This window comes from Streptomyces composti (genome assembly GCF_012034205.1).
GTDB lineage: Bacteria > Actinomycetota > Actinomycetes > Streptomycetales > Streptomycetaceae > Streptomyces > Streptomyces composti.
In genome coordinates, this window is record NZ_JAATEM010000018.1 from 52,246 (window position 1) to 71,835 (window position 19,590).

General features: G+C 74.3%; 15 protein-coding genes and 1 pseudogene. 13 read left to right on the forward strand and 3 right to left on the reverse strand.

All coding sequences use genetic code 11. From position 1 onward, the window contains the following. Positions 1-54 precede the first annotated feature (54 nt). The gene (locus tag HCJ93_RS16315) at positions 55-2,127 is read left to right on the forward strand and encodes a SpoIIE family protein phosphatase (RefSeq protein ID WP_206317514.1); all 2,073 of its coding nucleotides are present in this window, start codon (positions 55-57) and stop codon (positions 2,125-2,127) included. A gap of 27 nt (positions 2,128-2,154) precedes the next feature. Then, entirely contained in the window at positions 2,155-3,387 is a 1,233-nt protein-coding gene (hemW, locus tag HCJ93_RS16320; RefSeq protein WP_125506557.1) for a radical SAM family heme chaperone HemW, read from the forward strand. Between the two features lie 17 nt (positions 3,388-3,404). Here hemW and HCJ93_RS16325 read toward each other — a convergent pair whose 3' ends face one another. Then, the gene (locus HCJ93_RS16325; RefSeq protein ID WP_125506558.1) at positions 3,405-4,016 is read right to left on the reverse strand and encodes a TetR/AcrR family transcriptional regulator; all 612 of its coding nucleotides are present in this window, start codon (positions 4,014-4,016) and stop codon (positions 3,405-3,407) included. Positions 4,017-4,131: 115 nt separating this feature from the next. On the opposite strand from HCJ93_RS16325, the pseudogene HCJ93_RS16330 reads away from it, so the two are divergent. Further along, positions 4,132-5,253 (forward strand): annotated as a pseudogene (locus tag HCJ93_RS16330) (FAD-dependent oxidoreductase); the annotation flags it as partial. Positions 5,254-5,587: 334 nt separating this feature from the next. On the opposite strand, the gene HCJ93_RS16335 reads toward HCJ93_RS16330, so the two are convergent. Together HCJ93_RS16335 and HCJ93_RS16340 are read right to left on the reverse strand one after the other, a co-directional pair. Beyond that, complete coding sequence (locus HCJ93_RS16335) at positions 5,588-6,394, reverse strand: DUF3097 domain-containing protein (RefSeq protein ID WP_167996444.1); 807 nt, start codon at positions 6,392-6,394, stop codon at positions 5,588-5,590. A 37-nt stretch (positions 6,395-6,431) separates the two neighbouring features. Next, positions 6,432-7,154, reverse strand: a complete 723-nt coding sequence (locus HCJ93_RS16340; protein WP_167996445.1) for an MBL fold metallo-hydrolase — start codon at positions 7,152-7,154, stop codon at positions 6,432-6,434. A 137-nt stretch (positions 7,155-7,291) separates the two neighbouring features. Between HCJ93_RS16340 and hrcA the strand changes: the two genes are divergently transcribed. The 10 genes from hrcA to HCJ93_RS16390 all read left to right on the forward strand — a co-directional run bounded on the left by hrcA (position 7,292) and on the right by HCJ93_RS16390 (position 19,061). Continuing rightward, entirely contained in the window at positions 7,292-8,308 is a 1,017-nt protein-coding gene (gene hrcA / locus HCJ93_RS16345; RefSeq protein WP_167996446.1) for a heat-inducible transcriptional repressor HrcA, read from the forward strand. After that, positions 8,308-9,444, forward strand: a complete 1,137-nt coding sequence (gene dnaJ, locus HCJ93_RS16350; protein ID WP_167996447.1) for a molecular chaperone DnaJ — start codon at positions 8,308-8,310, stop codon at positions 9,442-9,444. Before hrcA ends, dnaJ begins: the two co-directional genes overlap by 1 nt. Before the next feature lie 155 nt (positions 9,445-9,599). Continuing rightward, the gene (locus HCJ93_RS16355; RefSeq protein WP_167996448.1) at positions 9,600-10,673 is read left to right on the forward strand and encodes a nitronate monooxygenase; all 1,074 of its coding nucleotides are present in this window, start codon (positions 9,600-9,602) and stop codon (positions 10,671-10,673) included. Beyond that, positions 10,670-11,410 (forward strand): 16S rRNA (uracil(1498)-N(3))-methyltransferase, encoded by a 741-nt coding sequence (locus tag HCJ93_RS16360; protein ID WP_167996449.1) that lies wholly within the window; start codon positions 10,670-10,672, stop codon positions 11,408-11,410. The genes HCJ93_RS16355 and HCJ93_RS16360 overlap by 4 nt, the downstream gene beginning before the upstream one ends. A gap of 146 nt (positions 11,411-11,556) precedes the next feature. Next, positions 11,557-12,105: a hypothetical protein gene (locus HCJ93_RS16365; protein WP_167996450.1), complete on the forward strand. Its 549-nt coding sequence runs from the start codon at positions 11,557-11,559 to the stop codon at positions 12,103-12,105. Between the two features lie 46 nt (positions 12,106-12,151). Then, positions 12,152-15,415 carry a S41 family peptidase gene (locus tag HCJ93_RS16370; RefSeq protein WP_167996451.1) on the forward strand — a complete coding sequence of 1,088 codons (3,264 nt, stop codon included), beginning with the start codon at positions 12,152-12,154 and terminating at the stop codon, positions 15,413-15,415. A 116-nt stretch (positions 15,416-15,531) separates the two neighbouring features. Then, positions 15,532-15,885, forward strand: coding sequence for a histidine triad nucleotide-binding protein (locus HCJ93_RS16375; RefSeq protein ID WP_167996452.1), 354 nt, complete (start codon positions 15,532-15,534; stop codon positions 15,883-15,885). A 6-nt stretch (positions 15,886-15,891) separates the two neighbouring features. Continuing rightward, the gene (locus HCJ93_RS16380) at positions 15,892-16,797 is read left to right on the forward strand and encodes a ribonuclease Z (RefSeq protein ID WP_167996453.1); all 906 of its coding nucleotides are present in this window, start codon (positions 15,892-15,894) and stop codon (positions 16,795-16,797) included. Positions 16,798-16,859: 62 nt separating this feature from the next. After that, entirely contained in the window at positions 16,860-17,861 is a 1,002-nt protein-coding gene (locus tag HCJ93_RS16385; protein WP_167996454.1) for an adenosine deaminase, read from the forward strand. 66 nt (positions 17,862-17,927) lie between these two features. Next, complete coding sequence (locus HCJ93_RS16390; protein ID WP_167996455.1) at positions 17,928-19,061, forward strand: carbohydrate kinase family protein; 1,134 nt, start codon at positions 17,928-17,930, stop codon at positions 19,059-19,061. Positions 19,062-19,590: the final 529 nt, after the last annotated feature.

The window sequence follows — 19,590 nt, forward strand, 5'->3', positions numbered from 1 at the left end:
ACCCTGTCGGCAGCGATCGAGGTGCATTCGTACGACCTGCCCGGGGAGCTGCCCATGGGGGCCATTCCGACGCAACGGGAGACCGCCTCGCGTGCTGCCGAGGTACCGGAGTGCGCGCGGGCGCACGCCACCCTGTCCGGAAGCTCCCTCGCGCCGGGGTCCGCGCGCGCACTGGTACGGGCCGCGCTCGCCGAGTGGACCGAGCGGCGCCTGCCCGGCACCGAACACCTGACCGCGCGGGCCGCCGAGGACGCCACCCTGGTCGCCAGCGAACTCGTCACCAACGCCGTGGTGCACGCCGGCACGGACGTACAGCTGACCTGCCGGCTGGAGGGCGACACCGGCGCACTGGTGGTCGAGGTCACCGACCAGCACCCCGCCCGCGCCCCGCGCGAGGGCGCACCGGCGCTCGCGGCGGCGCAGGAGCCGGGCGAGGTCGGCCGCGGGCTGCGCCTGGTGGCCGCGCTCTCCGAGGCCTGGGGGATCACCTACCGCCCGGTCGCCAAGACGGTCTGGGCCCGCCTGCCCGCCGAGGGACGCACCCCGCTGGAGGAGAGCGGGGCGTACACCGGGGAGGCGGCTCATCTCCTCGCGTCCGCGCCGGGCAGGAGCGGGCAGAGCACCGCCGGGCCGGAGTGGGAGTCCGGGGCCGCGCAGAAGGGTGCGGGAGGTGCGGGACAGCGGCCGGAGACGCTGGACGCGGAAGGCGCGGAGGACTGGGCCGGGGCCTCCAAGGGGGTGCTCTTCGGGGACGACTGGCTGGAGGGACGGGCCCGGCGGGAGGGGGCCTGGCTGGGGCGGGGTGCGCTGTCCTTCCTGGCCGAGGCCTCCGATCTGCTGGCCGGGCAGCTGGACGAGGACCTGGTCGCCGCGCTCACCGGGCAGCTGATCGTGCCGCGCCTCGCGGACTGGTGCGCGGTCTGGCTGGAGGACGAGGCCGGCGGACACGGCGGCTGGAGCGCCACCGCCTGGAGCGGCGGCGCCCGTCTCGCCCGCGTCTGGCACGCCAGCGAGAACCGTATCGAGGGCCTGAGCCGCGCCCTGGAACAGCGGCCGCCCCACCCCGGCGACCCGTTACGCTCCGGCCCCGTGCCGTATCCGTGGCCGGGCGCAGCCCTGGACGGACCGGACGACGACGCGCCCGGTACACCGCCGGACGGCGGCGCCGGCACCGCTCTCGCCTACCGCCTCGTCGCGGGCGGGCGGCCGCTCGGGACGCTGGTGATCGGGCGGGGCGGGATCGACCGTTTCCCCGACGAGATCACCGGCCTCGTGGAGGACCTCGGCCGGCGGGTCGCCCTCGCCATCGGGGCCGCCCGGCAGTACGCCCGGCAGGCGACCATCAGCGCCGTGCTCCAGCGCGGTCTGCTGCCCGGCGCCGTCGCCGAGATCCCCGGCGTGCGCAGCGCCCTCGTCTACGAGCCCTGCGACAAGGGCGGCCCCAGCGGCGACTTCTACGACCTCTTCCCGGCCGGCCAGGGCCGCTGGTGCTTCGCCGTCGGTGACGTGCAGGGCAAGGGCCCGGAGGCGGCCGTCGTCATCGGCCTGGCCCGGCCCTGGCTGCGCCTGCTCGCCCGCGAGGGCTACCGCGTCGCCGACGTCCTCGACCGCCTCAACCAGCTCCTCCTCGACGACGCCACGGAGGCCGCCGACGCCGCCGCCCGCGCGCTGGTGGCCGCCGGCGCCCGCCCCACCGCCCCCGGCGACGGCCCTCAGACCCGCTTCCTGTCCCTCCTCTACGGCGAGCTCGTCCCCTTCCCCGGCGGCGTCCGCTGCACCCTCGCCTCCGCCGGACACCCCCTGCCCCTGCTGCTCGACCCCGACGGCGGCGTCCGCCCGGTGGCGCAGCCGCAGACCCTGCTCGGGGTGGTCGAGGATGCGGCGTACACCAGTGAGACCTTCGAGATGTACTCCGGCGACACCTTGCTCTGCGTCACCGACGGGGTCACCGAGCGGCGCTCGGGCTCCCGCCAGTTCGACGACGGCGACGGGCTCGCCACGGCCCTGGCGGGCTGCGCGGGGATGGAGGCCGAGCTGATAGCGGAACGGATCACCCAGCTCGTGCACGAGTTCGGCGCCCGGCCGCCCGCCGACGATCTCGCCCTGCTGGTGCTTCAGGCGGAGTGACCCGCCCGGTGCGGGACAATGGAACACATGCCTTCCGCACTCCCCGACGGCGAGCCCGTCCCCGCCGACGGCGCGCTGCCCGCGTCCGCGCTCGCCGGGGCCGCCGACCGCCCCCTCGGCTTCTACCTGCACGTCCCGTACTGCGCCACCCGCTGCGGCTACTGCGACTTCAACACCTACACCGCGACCGAGCTGCGCGGCACCGGCGGTGTGCTGGCCTCCCGCGACAACTACGCCGAGACCCTGATCGACGAGATCCGCCTGGCGCGCAAGGTGCTGGGCGACGACCCGCGGCCGGTCCGCACGGTGTTCGTCGGCGGCGGTACGCCGACCCTGCTCGCCGCCGGCGACCTGGTGCGGATGCTGGGGGCGATCCGGGAGGAGTTCGGGCTGGCGGCGGACGCGGAGGTGACGACGGAGGCGAACCCCGAGTCGGTCGACCCGGCGTATCTCGCGGCGCTGCGGGAGGGCGGCTTCAACCGGATCTCCTTCGGCATGCAGAGCGCCCGGCAGCACGTGCTGAAGGTGCTGGACCGCACCCACACCCCCGGGCGCCCGGAGGCGTGTGTCGCCGAGGCGCGGGCGGCGGGTTTCGAGCACGTCAACCTCGACCTGATCTACGGCACGCCGGGGGAGTCCGACGCGGACTGGCGGGCGTCCCTGGACGCGGCGGTCGGGGCCGGGCCGGACCACGTGAGCGCGTACGCGCTGATCGTGGAGGAGGGGACGCAGCTGGCGCGCCGGATCCGGCGGGGCGAGGTGCCGATGACGGACGACGACGTCCACGCCGACCGGTACCTGATCGCCGAGGAGATGCTGTCGGCGGCGGGTTTCCACTGGTACGAGGTGTCGAACTGGGCCACGTCGGACGCCGGCCGCTGTCTGCACAACGAGCTGTACTGGCGCGGCGCGGACTGGTGGGGCGCCGGCCCGGGCGCGCACTCGCACGTGGGCGGGGTGCGGTGGTGGAACGTCAAGCACCCGGGCGCGTACGCGGCGGCGCTGGCGGGCGGACGCTCGCCGGGAGCGGGCCGGGAGATCCTGTCGGACGAGGACCGGCGGGTCGAGCGGGTGCTGCTGGAGCTGCGGCTGGCGGAGGGGGTTCCGCTGTCGCTGCTGCGGCCGGAGGGGCTGAAGGCGGCCCGGCGGGCCCTGGACGAGGGGCTGCTGGCCGGGGGCCCCTACGGTGAGGGCCGCGCGGCCCTCACCCTGCGCGGGCGGCTGCTGGCGGACGCGGTGGTGCGGGACCTGGTCGACTGACCGGGGCGGGACGGGGCTCAGTCACCGGGGGCGAGGGCGCGCCAGCCGGACTCGAGCAGGTCGAAGGCGCGGACGACGGCCTCGCGGGGGTCGTCATGGCCGTGGGCGGCCCGGGGGGCTTCGAGCGCGAAGTGGGCGAGGGCGGTGCAGGCGGGGTCGTTGCCGGGCAGGCCGCTCTCCTCGGCGATGACCCGGGCCAGGGCGTCGGTGTGGCGCAGCCACATGGCCTGGGCGTAGTCGCGCAGGGCCGGCGTGCCGGCGACCAGCTCGCGGAACGCGGTGAAGCGGTCGTCGCCGTCCGCCGCCGCCATCCGGTGGCGCAGCGCGTGGTCGCGCAGCGCCGCGGGCACGGACCGGCCCTCGGGGCGGTCGCGCACGGCGGCGAGCAGGCTCGATTCCTGGTCGGCGTCCTCGTCGAAGACCAGGGCCTCCTTGACGGGGAAGTGCTTGAACAGCGTTGTCGTGGACACGTCGGCGGCGTCCGCGATCTCGCGGATGCCCACGGCGTCGTACCCCCGCTCCAGGAACAGGCGCAGCGCGGCGTCGGCGATGGCCCGGCGGGTGGCGGCCTTCTTGCGCTCACGGCGCCCCATCGGTGCGGGTGCGGCGCCGTTTCCGGTGTCGGTCATACCCGCGAGCCTAGCGCGTCGGTTGCTCAGCTTCAAAAGTGCATCCGTTGCACAAATTGAGTTGTTGTGCTCTTCTGGGGAGACGATGTGCCCCTCACGAACGGACAGCACCACCATGAACACCGCGACCACCCCCCGTGTCTCCGTCATCGGTGCCGGCCCCGGCGGGCTGACCTGCGCCCGCATCCTGCAGAAGCACGGCATCCCCGCCACCGTCTACGAGCGCGACCCGGCCCCCGACGCCCGCAACCAGGGCGGCAGCCTCGACCTGCACGCCGACGACGGCCAGCTCGCACTGCGCGAGGCGGGCCTGATCAAGCAGTTCTGGAAGGTGGCGCGCCCGGAAGGGCAGCAGATGCGCCGCTGGGACCCGGCCGGCAAGGTCCTCTTCGACCGGGTCCCGGACCCGGACGACCTCTACAAGCCGGAGATCGACCGAGGTCAGCTGCGCGACCTGCTCCTCGGCTCCCTCGCACCGGGCACGGTGCACTGGGGCCGCGCCCTCGCCTCGGTCGGCGGCCCCGCCGAAGGGCCGCGGATCCTGCGCTTCACCGACGGGACGAGCGTCGAGACCGATCTGGTCATCGGAGCGGACGGCGCGTTCTCCCGGGTCCGCCCGGCCGTCTCGGCGGCCCTCCCGCACTACTCCGGGGTCACCTTCACGGAAGCGTGGTTCGACGACGTCGAAGACCGCCACCCCGAGATCTCGGAGCTGGTCGGCAGCGGCAGCGGCACCGTGACCGACGGCGAGCGCGCCCTGTTCGCGCAGCGCAACAGCGGGGGGCACATCCGCGTCTACATCGTCCGGCGCGCCCCGGCCGACTGGATCACCGCGGCCGGACTGACCGCCGGGGACACCGCGGGCATCCGCGCCCACCTGCTGGACGAGTTCGCCGGATGGGCACCCGGCCTGCGGAGAATGATCAGCGACAACGACGGCCCCTACGCCGACCGGCCGCTGTACGTCCTGCCGGCACCGCACACCTGGGACCACGTGCCCACCGTGACGCTGCTCGGCGATGCCGCCCACCTCATGCCGCCGATCGGTGTGGGGGTCAATCTGGCCATGCTCGACGCCCATGACCTCGCGCTCGCCCTGGCCACGCACCCCACGGTCGGCGACGCCGTCCGTTCCTACGAGAAGACCATGCTGCCGCGCTCCAACGACCTCGCCGAAGCGCTCGCCGACGGCGCCGACTTCCTCCTGGAGGTGGACGAGCGGCCAGACGGCCGGGACGAGGCCCGCGCCCTGCAGCAAAGCCTCAAGGAGCACAGGGGCGTGGACGGAACCTGGGACCTCACCTTCCGCACCGGCGGCGGCGACGAGACCGGGGAACTCATTCTGGCCACTTCGGGCACGACCCTGGCCGGCACCTTCGGCGGCAGGCCGATCACCGACGGGCGCGTCGAGGGAACCACCGTGCGCTTCACCGCCGTCGTGACCTCACCGGTCAGGATGAAGATCAAGTGCACCGCCGAACTGGCCGGCGGCCGCCTGTCCGGCACGGCCAGGTCCCTGTTGCTGTCGCTCCCGTTCGAGGCCGTACGGCCTCCCGCGGACCCCTCGTCGGTCAGGCCGGCGCCGTGACGAAGTCGATCAGCTCTTCCACGCGGCCCAGGAGCTCCGGCTCCAGGTCCTTGTACGTGCGCACCGAGCCGAGGATCCGCTGCCACGCCTCGCCGGTGTGCGCCACGCGCCAGCCCAGCGCCGCGCACACCCCCGTCTTCCAGTCCTGCCCCCGCGGCACCCGGGGCCACGCCGGGATGCCGACCGACGCCGGCTTCACCGCCTCCCAGATATCGATGTAGGGGTGGCCCACCACCAGGGCGTGCTCGCTCGTCACCGACTCGGCGATGCGCCACTCCTTGGAGCCGGGGACCAGATGGTCCACCAGCACTCCCAGCCGCGCGTCCGGGCCCGGCGCGAAGTCCGCCACGATCGACGGCAGGTCGTCCACACCCTCCAGGTACTCCACGACCACCCCCTCGATCCGAAGGTCGTCGCCCCACACCTTCTCGACCAGCTCGGCGTCGTGCCGCCCCTCCACGTAGAGGCGCCCCGCGCGGGCCACCCGCGCCCGTGCGCCGGGAACGGCCACCGACCCCGACGCCGTACGGGCGGGCCGGGCCGGACCGGACGCCGGCCGCACCAGCGTCACCACGCGCCCCTCGAGCAGGAAACCCCGTGGCTCCAGCGGGAACACCCGGTGCTTGCCGAAGCGGTCCTCCAGGGTGACGGTGCCGGCCTCGCAGCGGATCACCGCGCCGCAGAAGCCGGTGGCGGGCTCCTCCACCACCAGGCCGGGGTCGGCGGGCACCTCGGGGACCGGCTGCGGCTTCTTCCACGGAGGGGTCAGATCGGCGGAGTACTGGCGCATTCTGATGACGATACGAGGAAGCGGGGCGCCGTGATCATCACGACACGCCGAACCTAGCCGCCAGCGCCTCGCGTTGGGCCCGTACGAACGCCGCGTCCACCACCGCCCCGTGACCGGGGACGTACGCCGCGTCCTCGCCGCCCAGCTCGAGGAGCCGGTCCAGCGCGGCGGGCCAGTGGGACGGCGCGGCGTCCGGCCCGGCCTGGGGCTCGCCCGACTCCTCCACCAGGTCGCCGCAGAAGACCACCTCGGGCTCGCCGGGCACCAGGACCACCAGGTCGTGGGCGGTGTGACCGGGGCCCACGTTCGCCAGCAGCACCTGCCGGCCGCCGCCCAGGTCGAGGGTCCGCTCGCCGCTCACCAGGTGCCTCGGGCGGATCAGCGCGTCCACGGCCTCCTCCGCCGCCCGCGGGTCGAGACCGTGCCGCACCGCGTCCGCGCGCAGCTCACCCCGGCCGTGCGCCAGCGCGGTGTCCAGGCCGACCGCGCCGAAGACCTCCGCGCCCGCGAAGGCGGCGGCGCCGAGGACATGGTCGAAGTGGGGGTGGGTGAGCGCGAGATGCGTCACACGGTGACCGGCGAGCGCCTGCGCCTCGGTGCGCAACCGCACGCCCTCGGCGAGACTCGAGCCCGCGTCGACCAGGAGCACCCCGTCCGCGCCGACCACGAGACCCGCCGTGCAGTCCCACACCGGCAGCCGGCACCGCCCCACCCCGGCCGCCACCCGCTCCCAGCCCGACTCTTCCCAAGTCACGGTCATACCGGCGACGCTAGCCGGGCGTGCCCGGCCTTGCCCGGGGTATACCTCCCGGCCGTACACTGGGCCGGGGAAGTCTGGCACTCGCGTGCGAAGAGTGCCAGAGACATGACCGGGCGGAAGGCTTCTGGAGGTGCGCCGTGCTCAGTGAACGCAGGCTCCAGGTGTTGCGCGCCATCGTCCAGGACTACGTCGGTACCGAGGAGCCCGTCGGCTCCAAGGCGCTCACCGAGCGGCACAATCTCGGCGTCTCCCCGGCCACCGTGCGCAACGACATGGCGGCTCTGGAGGAAGAGGGGTACATCGCCCAGCCGCACACCAGTGCGGGGCGCATCCCGACCGACAAGGGCTACCGGCTGTTCGTCGACAAGCTCGCCGGCGTCAAGCCGATGAGCCCGCCGGAGCGGCGGGCCATCCAGAACTTCCTCGAGGGAGCCGTCGACCTCGACGACGTGGTGGCGCGCACCGTCCGGCTGCTGGCCCAGCTCACCCGGCAGGTCGCCATCGTGCAGTACCCGTCGCTGACCCGGTCCACCGTGCGTCACGTGGAGCTGCTCTCGCTCGCGCCCGCCCGGGTGATGCTCGTCCTGATCACGGACACCGGCCGGGTGGAGCAGCGGGTGATCGACTGCCCGGCGCCCATCGGTGAGACATCGCTGGCGGACCTGCGCGCCCGGCTCAACAGCAGGGTCGCCGGCCGCCGCTTCACCGATGTGCCGAGCCTCGTCGAGGACCTCCCCGAGGCGTTCGAGGTCGAGGACCGCGGCACCGTCTCCACGGTGCTGTCCACCCTGCTGGAGACGCTCGTCGAGGAGAACGAGGAGCGGCTGATGATCGGCGGTACCGCCAATCTCACCCGCTTCGCCCACGACTTCCCCCTCACGATCCGGCCCGTCCTCGAGGCGCTGGAGGAGCAGGTGGTGCTCCTGAAGCTGCTCGGCGAGGCCAAGGATCCGGGCGTGACCGTCCGCATCGGTCATGAGAACGCCCATGAAGGACTCAACTCCACGTCCGTCGTGTCGGTGGGCTACGGTTCGGGCGGCGAGGCGGTTGCCAAGCTCGGCGTGGTCGGACCGACCCGCATGGACTACCCCGGAACGATGGGAGCGGTACGCGCAGTGGCACGGTACGTCGGACAGATCCTGGCGGAGTCGTAGTGGCCACGGACTACTACGCCGTACTCGGCGTGCGCCGCGACGCGTCGCAGGAAGAGATCAAGAAGGCCTTCCGGCGGCTCGCACGCGAGCTGCACCCGGACGTCAACCCCGACCCGAAGACCCAGGAGCGGTTCAAGGAGATCAACGCCGCCTACGAGGTGCTGTCGGACCCGCAGAAGAAGCAGGTCTACGACCTCGGCGGCGACCCGCTCTCGCAGTCCGCCGGCGGCGGCACGGGCGGCTTCGGTGCCGGTGGCTTCGGGAACTTCTCCGACATCATGGACGCGTTCTTCGGCACGGCGTCGCAGCGCGGCCCGCGCTCGCGCACCCGCCGGGGCCAGGACGCGATGATCCGCATCGACGTCGAGCTGGACGAGGCCGCGTTCGGCACGACCAAGGACATCCAGGTGGACACGGCCGTCGTGTGCACCACGTGCAACGGCGAGGGAGCCGCGCCCGGCACCAGCGCGCAGACCTGCGACATGTGCCGCGGCCGCGGTGAGGTCTCCCAGGTCACCCGGTCCTTCCTCGGCCAGGTCATGACCTCCCGCCCCTGCCCGCAGTGCCAGGGCTTCGGCACGGTCGTGCCGAACCCGTGCCCGGAGTGCGCGGGCGACGGCCGGGTCCGCTCGCGCCGCACGCTGACGGTGAAGATCCCCGCCGGCGTGGACAACGGCACCCGCATTCAGCTGGCCGGCGAGGGCGAGGTCGGCCCCGGTGGCGGTCCCCCCGGTGACCTGTACGTGGAGATCCACGAGCTGCCGCACCCCACCTTCCAGCGGCGCGGCGACGATCTGCACTGCACGGTCACCATCCCGATGACCGCGGCGGCGCTCGGCACCAAGGTGCCGCTGGAGACGCTGGACGGCATGGAGGAGGTCGACATCAGGCCCGGCACCCAGTCCGGCCAGTCGATCCCGCTGCGCGGCCGGGGCGTGACGCATCTGCGCGGCGGCGGCCGGGGCGACCTCATCGTGCACGTGGAGGTGCAGACGCCGACCAAGCTCGACCCGGAGCAGGAGCGGCTGCTGCGGGAGCTGGCCAAGCTGCGCGGCGAGGAGCGCCCGCAGGGGCAGTTCCAGCCGGGCCAGCAGGGGCTGTTCTCCCGGCTGAAGGACGCCTTCAACGGCCGCTGAACGAGCGTTCGGGACGGGCCGGCGCCACGGTGCCGGCCCGTCGCCGTGTCCGTCCGCGGGCATGAGGGCGGGACGGCCGAGTCCGGGCAAGCGGCGGTTTATGCCAGAGGAAAGGCTGATTCGGTGATGTTCCGAGGACATGGCACCATGCGGGCATGTCCTCCGCGCTGACCGGTCTTCTCCCGCACCCGATCGTGCAGGCCCCCATGGCGGGCGGCGTCTCCGTGCCGCAGCTCGCCGCGGCGGTCTGCGAGGCGGGCGGGCTCGGTTTCCTCGCCGCCGGGTACAAGACCGCGGACGGCATGTACCAGGAGATCAAGCAGCTGCGGGGACTGACCGGCCGCCCCTTCGGCGTCAACCTCTTCCTGCCGCAGCCGGAGACCGCCGACCCGGCCGCCGTGGACGTCTACGCCCACCAGCTGGCCGGCGAGGCCACCTGGTACGAGACCGAGCTGGGCGACCCGGACAGCGGCCGCGACGACGGCTACGACGCCAAGCTCGCCGTGCTCCTCGACGACCCGGTGCCGGTGGTGTCCTTCCACTTCGGCGTCCCGGCCCGGGAGGTCATCGACTCGCTGCACCGCGTCGGCACCTTCACCTTCGTCACCGCCACCACCGCCGAGGAGGCGCGGGCCGTGGAGCGCTGCGGCGCGGACGCGGTGATCGCACAGGGCATCGAGGCCGGCGGCCACCAGGGCACCCACCGCGACGTCCCCGAGGCGGACGGCGCCGGCGTCGGACTGCTCTCCCTGGTCGCCCAGGTACGGGAGGCCGTCAGCATCCCCGTCATCGCGGCCGGCGGCATCATGCGCGGCAGCCAGATAGCCGCCGTGCTCGCCGCCGGCGCCAGCGCCGCCCAGCTCGGGACCGCCTTCCTCGCCACCCACGAGTCCGGCGCCCACGCCCTGCACAAGCAGGCCCTCACCAACCCCCTCTTCGTCCGCACCGAGCTGACCCGCGCCTTCTCCGGCCGCCCGGCCCGCGGACTGGTCAACCGCTTCCTGCGCGAGCACGGCCCCTACGCGCCCGCCGCCTACCCCGACGTCCACCACCTCACCGCGCCGCTGCGCAAGGCCGCCGCCAAGGCGGGGGACGCCCAGGGGATGGCGCTCTGGGCGGGGCAGGGTCACCGGCTGGCGCGGGAGCTGCCCGCCGGGCAGCTGGTGGAGGTGCTGGCCGCCGAACTCGCCTCCGCCCGGACCGCGTTGTCGGCGGGAGGTGCCCTGTGACCGCGCCCGTGTTCGTCGTCGACCGCTTCGAGACCCTCGGCGGCGGCAGCTTCGTCCTGGACGGCCCCGAGGGCCGGCACGCCGTCTCCGTGAAGCGGCTGCGGCCCGGCGAGGCCGTCGTCCTCACCGACGGCGCCGGACGCTGGGCCGAGGGCGAGGTGGAGGCCGCCGAGGGCAAGGACCGGCTCGTGGTGCGCCTCGGCGAGGTCGAGGAGGAGCCCGCAGAGACCCCCACGATCACCGTGGTGCAGGCGCTGCCCAAGGGCGACCGGGGCGAGCTGGCCGTGGAGACCATGACCGAGGTCGGCGTCGACCGGATCGTCCCCTGGACGGCGTCCCGCTGCATCACCCAGTGGAAGGGCGAGCGCGGACTGAAGTCCCTCGGCAAGTGGCGGGCCACCGCCCGCGAGGCCGGCAAGCAGTCCCGCCGGGTGCGCTTCCCCGAGGTCGCCGACGCGGCGAGCACCAAGCAGGTTGCCTCACTTCTCGCCGAGGCCGGTTTCGCCGCCGTGCTGCACGAGAGCGGCACCGACCCGCTCGCCACCGCCGAACTCCCCGCCACCGGCGACATCGTGCTCGTCGTCGGTCCCGAGGGCGGCATCGCTCCCGACGAGCTGGCCCTCTTCGAGCAGTCCGGCGCCCGCGCCTACCGCCTGGGCCGCAGCGTGCTGCGCACCTCCACCGCCGGCACGGCGGCCGCGGCGCTGCTGCTGGGCCGCACCGGCCGCTGGTCCTGACCCGCGCCGGCACCCGCGGAGCACCAACCGCCGTAGGCGCACACCCGTAGAGCGCCAACCGCCGTGTGCGCAAGGGAGCATGACGGGGCGCACAGTGGCCGTATGCGCCCTACCGCCGCGCCGGTGACGGTGGCAGGCTGCCGTCCATGGGGGTGTGGCAGAAGCTGTGGGGCGCCACGCGGCTGCGGCGCACGGCCGTGGCGGCCGGTCTCGCCGTGGTGGCCGTGGGCGGTGTTGTGGCGTGCGAACCGGGGGCCGTGAGCTCCGCGACCGTGGCCTACACGGTCGACGAGACCGTCACCGACGAACTCAACCGGCAGAAGGCCGGGGTGCGCTGGCTCAGCTGCACCGCCTCCTTCGACGGCGACGGCGACGGGTCGGCCACCCGGTCGGCCCGGGAGCGGACCGTCGCCTCCGTCGACTGCCGGGGCGAGACGGAGGACGGCAAGGAGATCACCGTCACCGGCAAGGTCACCCACGCCCTCGACGGCGCCTGCGTGCGCGGCGACATCACCGCCAAGGTGGACGGGAAGCAGTGGTTCCGCGTCGACGGTCTGGGCGACTGCGACTCCGGCAGTCCGCCCCCGGTCGGCGGGCCCGCCCCGGACGGGCCCCGGCCCACCGTCACCGTGACCGTCACCACCACCGTCTGGTGCGACCGGTATCCCGACTGCCGCCCCGTCGAGGGCAAGTGATCGGAAGCCCTGGCCGGTCCGCCTCCCGCGTGCTTAGGGTGATCGGGTGACACAGCCTGCATCCGTCGCATCAGCCGCGTATCTCCGGTATCCGCACCCGCACGGCGATCTGGTCGCCTTCACCGCCGAGGACGATGTGTGGCTCGCCCCGCTCGACGGCGGCGGCCGGGCCTGGCGGGTCAGCGCCGACAACATGCCCGTCAACCACCCGCGCATCTCGCCCGACGGCACCACCGTCGCCTGGACCTCCACCCGCGACGGCGCACCCGAGGTGCACGTCGCGCCCGTCGACGGCGGCCCCGCCCGCCGCCTCACCTACTGGGGCAGTCCCAGAACACAGGTGCGCGGCTGGACCCCGGACGGCAGGGTCCTCGCGATCAGCGCGCACGGCCAGGCCAGCCTGCGCCGCACCTGGGCCCGCGCGGTCCCGCTCGACGGCGGACCCGCCGACACCCTGCCGTACGGGCCCGTCGGCGACGTCGCCCACGGCCCGCACACCGTGCTGCTGTCCGCCACCATGGGCCGCGAGGCGGCCACGTGGAAGCGCTACCGGGGCGGCACCGCCGGCAAGCTGTGGATCGACCGCGCCGGCCAGGACGGCCAGGACGGCCAGGACGGCCAGGACGGCCAGGACGGCGAGGACGGCGGAGAGTTCGTCCGGCTCCACGCCGACCTCGACGGCAACATCGAGTACCCGATGTGGGTCGGCGAGCGGATCGCGTTCCTCTCCGACCACGAGGGCACCGGAGCGCTCTACTCCTCCCTCGCCGACGGCTCCGACCTGCGCCGCCACACCCCGCTCGGCGGCTTCTACGCCCGCCACGCCGCCACCGACGGCACCCGCGTCGTCTACTCCAGCGCCGGCGAACTGTGGGTGCTGGACGACCTGGACGGCGCCGAACCGCGCCGGCTCGACATCCGGCTCGGCGGGCAGCGCGTCGACCTGCGGCCGTTCCCGCTGAACGCCGCCCGCTGGTTCGGCTCCGCCTCCCCCGACCACACCGCCCGCGGCAGCGCCGTCTGCGTCCGCGGCGCCGTCCACTGGGTCACCCACCGCTCGGGCCCCGCCCGAGCGCTCGCCGCCACCCCCGGGGTCCGGGCGCGCCGGCCCCGCACCTTCCGCGCCGACGGCGAGGAATGGGTGGTGTGGGTGACCGACGCCGAGGGTGACGACGCCCTGGAGTTCGCCCCGGCCACCGGACTCGCCCCCGGCGCCACCCCGCGCCGGATCGCCGCCGGGCGGCTCGGCCGGGTCCTCGACCTCGCCATGGCGCCCGACGGCAGCCGCGCCGCCGTCGCCTCGCACGACGGCCGGGTCCTGCTCGTCGAGCGCGAGACCGGGGAGGTCCGCGAGGTCGACCGCAGCGAGGACGGCGACGTCTCCGGGCTCACCTTCTCGCCCGACTCCGCCTGGCTGGCCTGGTCGCACCCCGGGCCGCGCCCGCTCAGCCAGATCCGCCTCGCCAGCACCACCGACCTGCAGGTCACCGAGGCGACCCCGCTGCGCTTCCAGGACTACGCGCCCGCCTTCACCCTCGATGGCAAGCACCTGGTGTTCCTGTCCACCCGCTCCTTCGACCCGGTCTACGACGAGCACGTCTTCGACCTGGCCTTCGTCGACAGCGTCCGGCCGTACCTGATCACGCTGGCGGCCACCACGCCGTCGCCGTTCGGCCCGCAGCGGCACGGGCGCGCCTTCGAGGCGGCCGACCGGGAGGAGACCCCCGACAGCGAGGGCACACCCACCACCCGCATCGACCTGGAGGGGTTCGCCGACCGGATCGTGCCGTTCCCGGTGGAGGCCGCCCGCTACTCCAACCTGCGCGCCGCCAAGGACGGCGTGCTCTGGCTGCGCCACCCGGTCACCGGCGTCCTCGGCGCCTCCCGGGCCACCCCGGACGACCCCGACCCGAAGACCGAGCTGGAGCGCTACGACCTCGCCCAGCAGCGCATCGAGCATCTCGCCGCCGACGCCGACCACTTCGAGGTCAGCGGCGACGGCAAGCGGGTGCTGCTGTGGACCGACGGGCGGCTGAAGGTGGTGCCCAGCGACCGGCGCGCCCCCGGCGACGACGACAGCGACTCCAACATCACCGTCGACCTGGGCCGGGTCCGCCAGATGATCGACCCGGCCGCGGAGTGGCGGCAGATGTTCGACGAGGCCGGGCGTCTGATGCGGGACAACTTCTGGCGCGCGGACATGAACGGCGTCGACTGGGACGGCGTGCTGGACCGCTACCGCCCGGTGCTCGACCGGCTCGCCACCCACGACGACCTGGTGGACCTGCTGTGGGAGGTGCAGGGCGAGCTGGGCACCTCGCACGCCTATGTCACCCCGCGCGGCGGCTGGGGCGACGGAGGCGCCCGGCAGGGGCTGCTCGGCGCCGACATCTCCCGGCACGAGGACGGCAGCTGGCGGGTCGACCGCATCCTGCCGTCGGAGACCTCCGACCCCGAGGCGCGCTCCCCGCTCGCCGCGCCGGGTGTGGCGATCCGGCCCGGGGACGCGATCGTGGCCGTGGCCGGGCAGCCGGTGGACCCGGTGACCGGACCCGCGCCCCTGCTCGTGGGGACGGCGGGCAAGCCGGTGGAGCTGACCGTGCTGCCCGCGGGCGGCGGGGAGCCGCGGCACGCGGTCGTGGTGCCGGTGGCCGACGAGGAGCCGCTGCGGTACCACGCCTGGGTCGGCGACCGGCGGGCGTACGTCCACGAGAAGTCCGGCGGACGCCTCGGGTATCTGCATGTGCCCGACATGATCGGCTCCGGGTGGGCCCAGCTGCACCGGGACCTGCGGGTGGAGGTCGCCCGGGAGGGGCTGGTGGTGGACGTCCGGGAGAACCGGGGCGGGCACACCTCGCAGCTGGTGGTGGAGAAGCTGGCGCGGCGGATCGTGGGATGGGACCTGCCGCGGGGCATGCGGCCGGAGAGCTATCCGCGGGACGCGCCCCGGGGGCCGGTGGTCACGGTGGCCAACGAGTTCTCCGGGTCGGACGGGGACATCGTCAACGCGGCGATCAAGGCGCTCGGCCTCGGCACGGTCGTCGGTACCCGGACGTGGGGCGGTGTCATCGGCATCGACAGCCGCTACCGGCTGGTGGACGGGACGTCCGTGACGCAGCCGAAGTACGCGTTCTGGCTGGAGGGTTACGGCTGGGACGTCGAGAACCACGGCGTCGACCCGGACGTCGAGGTCGTCCAACGCCCCCAGGACTACGCCGCGGGCAGGGATGTCCAGCTGGACGAGGCGATCCGCCTGGCCCTGGAGGCCCTGGAGCAGACCCCGGCGAAGGTTCCCCCGGCTGTGTCGTGAGCGTGCCGTGGCTGCGGGCTGCGGGGCCGGCCCGCAGCCGGGTCGGACAGCTGCCCGCAGCTCCGGTGGCTACGATGTTGCCGTAGGTGATCGGTTCGGTGAGGCGAGGAGGGCACATGGCCGGGGAGCCGCAGGACGACTGCTTGTTCTGCAAGATTGTCGCGGGAAGCATCCCGGCGACGATCGTCCGGGAGACCGAGACGACCATCGCGTTCCGGGACATCAACCCCCAGGCACCGACCCACGTCCTGGTGATCCCGAAGGAGCACCACCGCGACGCAGCCGCCCTGGCCGCCGCCGCTCCCCAGGTCGCCGCCGACGTCCTGCGCGAGACGCAGGCCGTCGCCGACGAGGACAAGCTGGAGAGCTACCGCATCGTCTTCAACACCGGCAGCGGCGCCGGCCAGACCGTCTGGCACGCGCACGCCCACGTCCTCGGCGGCCGCGGCCTCGAGTGGCCTCCCGGGTAAGCCGCCTTGTCCGTACGCGAACTGGTGGTGCTGGGCACCGCGAGTCAGGTCCCCACCCGGCACCGCAACCACAACGGCTACCTCCTGCGCTGGGACGGCGAGGGCTTCCTCTTCGACCCCGGCGAGGGCACCCAGCGGCAGATGCTGCGCGCCGGGGTCGCCGCGCACGACCTGAACCGGATCTGCGTCACCCACTTCCACGGTGACCACTCCCTCGGCCTCGCCGGGGTGATCCAGCGCATCAACCTGGACAAGGTGCCGCACCAGGTCACCGCGCACTATCCGCGGTCCGGGCAGCGGTTCTTCGACCGGCTGCGGTACGCCACCGCCTACCGGGAGACCGTCCCGCTCACCGAGGCTCCCGTGCACTCGGACGGCGTCCTCGCCGAGACCCCCGCCTACACGCTCGAGGCGCGCCGCCTCTCCCACCCCGTCGAGTCCTACGGCTACCGGATCACCGAGCCCGACGGGCGGCGCATGCTGCCCGAACGCCTGGCCGCGCACGGCATCAAGGGCCCGGACGTGGGCCGCCTCCAGCGCGAGGGCTCGCTGCGCGGGGTGACGCTTCAGGAGGTGAGCGAGGTGCGGCGCGGGCAGAAGTTCGCCTTCGTCATGGACACCCGGCTCTGCGACGGCGCCCGTGAGCTGGCTCAGGACTGCGACCTGCTGGTCATCGAGTCGACGTTCCTCGACGAGGACCGGGAACTCGCCGTCGAGCACGGGCATCTGACGGCGGGGCAGGCGGCCCGGGTGGCCCGCGACGGGGGCGTCAGGCATCTGGTGCTGACCCACTTCAGCCAGCGCTACGGCGACCCGTCCGTGTTCGAACGGCAGGCGCGGGCGGCGGGCTACGAGGGCGAGCTGACCGTGGCCCGCGATCTGCAGCGGGTTCCGCTCCCGAAGCGCCGCTGACCCGCGGTTGCCGTGCGCCGCTGACCCGGCTTACGCCGCTGACCTCGCCGTACGATGAAGTGATGGTCCTCCCGAAAGCCGAACTGCACCTCCACATCGAAGGCACCCTGGAGCCGGAGCTGGCCTTCGAACTGGCGCGACGCAACGGTGTCGAGCTGCCCTGGGCCGGTACCGAGGGGCTGCGCGAGGCGTACCGGTTCAGGGATCTGCAGTCCTTCCTGGACCTGTACTACGAGCTGATGGCGGTGCTGCGCACCGAGCGGGACTTCGAGGATCTCGCCGACGCCTACCTCGCCCGCGCCGCCGCCCAGGGCGTGCGGCACGCGGAGATCTTCTTCGACCCGCAGGCGCACCTCGCGCGGGGAGTCGGCATGGGCACGGTGGTCGAGGGGCTGTGGCGGGCGCTGGGCCGCAGTCCCGAGACGCACGGGGTGTCCACGCGGCTCATCATGTGTTTCCTGCGCGACGAGTCCGCCGAGTCGGCCATGGCCACCCTGGAGGCGGCCGAGCCGTATCTGGACCGGATCACCGGGGTGGGCCTGGACTCCGCCGAGGCCGGGCATCCGCCCGCCAAGTTCCGCGAGGTGTACGAGGCCGCCGCCGGGCTCGGACTGCGGCGCGTGGCGCACGCCGGGGAGGAGGGGCCGCCCGCGTACATCGCCGAGGCCCTGGACGTGCTCGGCGTGGAGCGGATCGACCACGGGCTGCGTTGCGTGGAGGACCCGGCGCTGGTGCGGCGGCTGGTGCGGGACCGCGTCCCGCTCACCCTCTGCCCCCTGTCCAACGTCCGCCTCCGGGCCGTGGACACCCTCGCCGACCACCCCCTGCCCGCCATGCTGGACGCCGGCCTGATGTGCACGGTCAACTCCGACGACCCGGCCTACTTCGGCGGCTACGCGGGCGACAACTTCGACGCCGTGCAGCGGGTGCTCGGCCTGTCCCGGGAGCGGCTGCGCGAGCTGGCCCGCAACTCGTTCCTGGCCTCCTTCCTGGAGGACGACGAGGAGCTGCGGGCCCGGTATCTCGCCGAGGTCGAGGCGTACCGATGGGAGGGCGTGGCGTGACGACGTGAGTGCTGTCGGTGCTGTGGTGCAGACTGGCCAGATCGGCACCACGTCAGGGAGCGCATCGTGAACGCGTCCACCGCGTCCCCCGCGTCGACCGGAGAGGGAGCGCACTCCCGCCAGGGCCAGGTCGACCCCCTCGCCCTGCTGCGCACTCCTCAGGACCCGCCCTGGGACGTCTATCTCACCGGCACCGTCTTCCTCGACATCATCTTCACCGGGCTGGACTCCGCCCCGGTGCGCGGGACCGAGTCCTGGGCGCGCGGCATGGGGTCGAGCCCCGGCGGGGTCGCCAACATGGCCACCGCCCTCGCCCGGCTCGGCCTGCGCACCTCGCTCGCGGGGGCGTTCGGCGACGATCACTACGGCGAGTACTGCTGGGACGCGCTGGCGCAGGGCGAGGGCATCGACCTGTCCCTGTCGCGCACGGTGCCGGGCTGGCACTCCCCGGTCACCGTCTCCATGGCCTACGAGGGGGAGCGGACGATGGTCTCCCACGGCCACGAGCCGCCGCCCGAGGAGCCGGCCCCCGACTGCCCGCCCCGGGCACGGGCCGCCGTCGCCGGCCTCACCCCGGGCCGCAGCTCCCCGTGGATCGCGCAGGCGGCGCGCAAGGGGGCGCTGATCTTCGGCGACGTGGGCTGGGACGACACCGGGGCCTGGGACCTGGCCGGTCTCGAGGACCTGCGCCACTGCGAGGCGTTCCTGCCGAACGCCGAGGAGGCGATGCGCTACACCCGCACGGAGAGCCCGCGCGCCGCCGCCCACGCGCTCACCGAGCACGTCCCGCTGGTCGTGGTCACGTGCGGAGCGGAGGGCGCCTACGCCGTGGACCGGCGGACCGGCGAGTGCGCGGAGGTGCCGGCGATCGAGGTGGAGGCGCTCGACCCGACGGGCGCCGGGGACGTCTTCGTCGCGGGCTTCGTCACCGGCACCCTGGCCGGCTGGCCGCTCGCCGACCGCCTCGCCTTCGCCGGCCTGACGGCGGCCCTGTCGGTGCAGGAGTTCGGCGGCTCCCTCTCCGCCCCCGGCTGGGCGGAGATCGGCGCCTGGTGGCGCAGGGTGCACTCCGTCCAGGGCCAGGATCCCGCCGCCCTGAGCCGCTACGCCTTCCTCGCCGACCTGATCCCCGAGGAGTCCACCCGCCGCTGGCCGCTCCGCCGGGCAGTGCCCACCATCGGCTTCCGCCGCTCGGCGTGACCCCGGGAGCGGGCGGGGCGGCTGCCGCCCCGGCCGTGTCGTGCAGCCACCGGTGCGGCCCGGTGGGTGCATGACGGGCGTGCCGCTGGACCGGCCCTCCTCGTGCGCGGCGGGCGAGCCGCACCACTGCAGCCGCGCCGAGAGGCAGCGGCCTCGCGCGGCGGGCGGCATCGCGTGGGGCGGATCCGCAGCCGCGGGGTGATCCCCGCGGGCGCGTGCGGAGGGGTGGGAGGCGGCGCGGCAGGCCCGCTCGATTTCCGGGTGGCGGCTTGCGGGTCCGTGGTGTGCGGACGGTCGTCGGGGCCGCCGGCCGGCGTGCGGGTGCGGGCGCGCGTGGGCCGGCGGCGGCCCGGCGGCCGTCCGGCCTGCCCGAACGGCAGCGTCGGTCCCGTCTCAGCGTCCCGCCGTCACCGGTCCGGGACGCCGGTGCCGGCGCCGGCGCCGCGGGCCTCCGGGGCCGGTGCGCCAAGTGGTGAGGCAGAGGCGCGGGGTGATGAGAGGAAAAGCCCTACGGGCTTGTCACACCCGC

Coding starts and splice junctions, on each gene's coding strand:
- hemW (WP_125506557.1), top strand. CDS start 2,155: ATGCCTTCCGCACTCCCCGACGGCGAGCCCGTCCCCGCCGACGGCGCG.
- HCJ93_RS16365 (WP_167996450.1), top strand. CDS start 11,557: ATGGGGGTGTGGCAGAAGCTGTGGGGCGCCACGCGGCTGCGGCGCACG.
- HCJ93_RS16325 (WP_125506558.1), bottom strand. CDS start 4,016: ATGACCGACACCGGAAACGGCGCCGCACCCGCACCGATGGGGCGCCGT.
- HCJ93_RS16375 (WP_167996452.1), top strand. CDS start 15,532: ATGGCCGGGGAGCCGCAGGACGACTGCTTGTTCTGCAAGATTGTCGCG.
- HCJ93_RS16335 (WP_167996444.1), bottom strand. CDS start 6,394: ATGCGCCAGTACTCCGCCGATCTGACCCCTCCGTGGAAGAAGCCGCAG.
- HCJ93_RS16315 (WP_206317514.1), top strand. CDS start 55: ATGGGGGCCATTCCGACGCAACGGGAGACCGCCTCGCGTGCTGCCGAG.
- HCJ93_RS16340 (WP_167996445.1), bottom strand. CDS start 7,154: ATGACCGTGACTTGGGAAGAGTCGGGCTGGGAGCGGGTGGCGGCCGGG.
- HCJ93_RS16385 (WP_167996454.1), top strand. CDS start 16,860: ATGGTCCTCCCGAAAGCCGAACTGCACCTCCACATCGAAGGCACCCTG.
- HCJ93_RS16355 (WP_167996448.1), top strand. CDS start 9,600: ATGTCCTCCGCGCTGACCGGTCTTCTCCCGCACCCGATCGTGCAGGCC.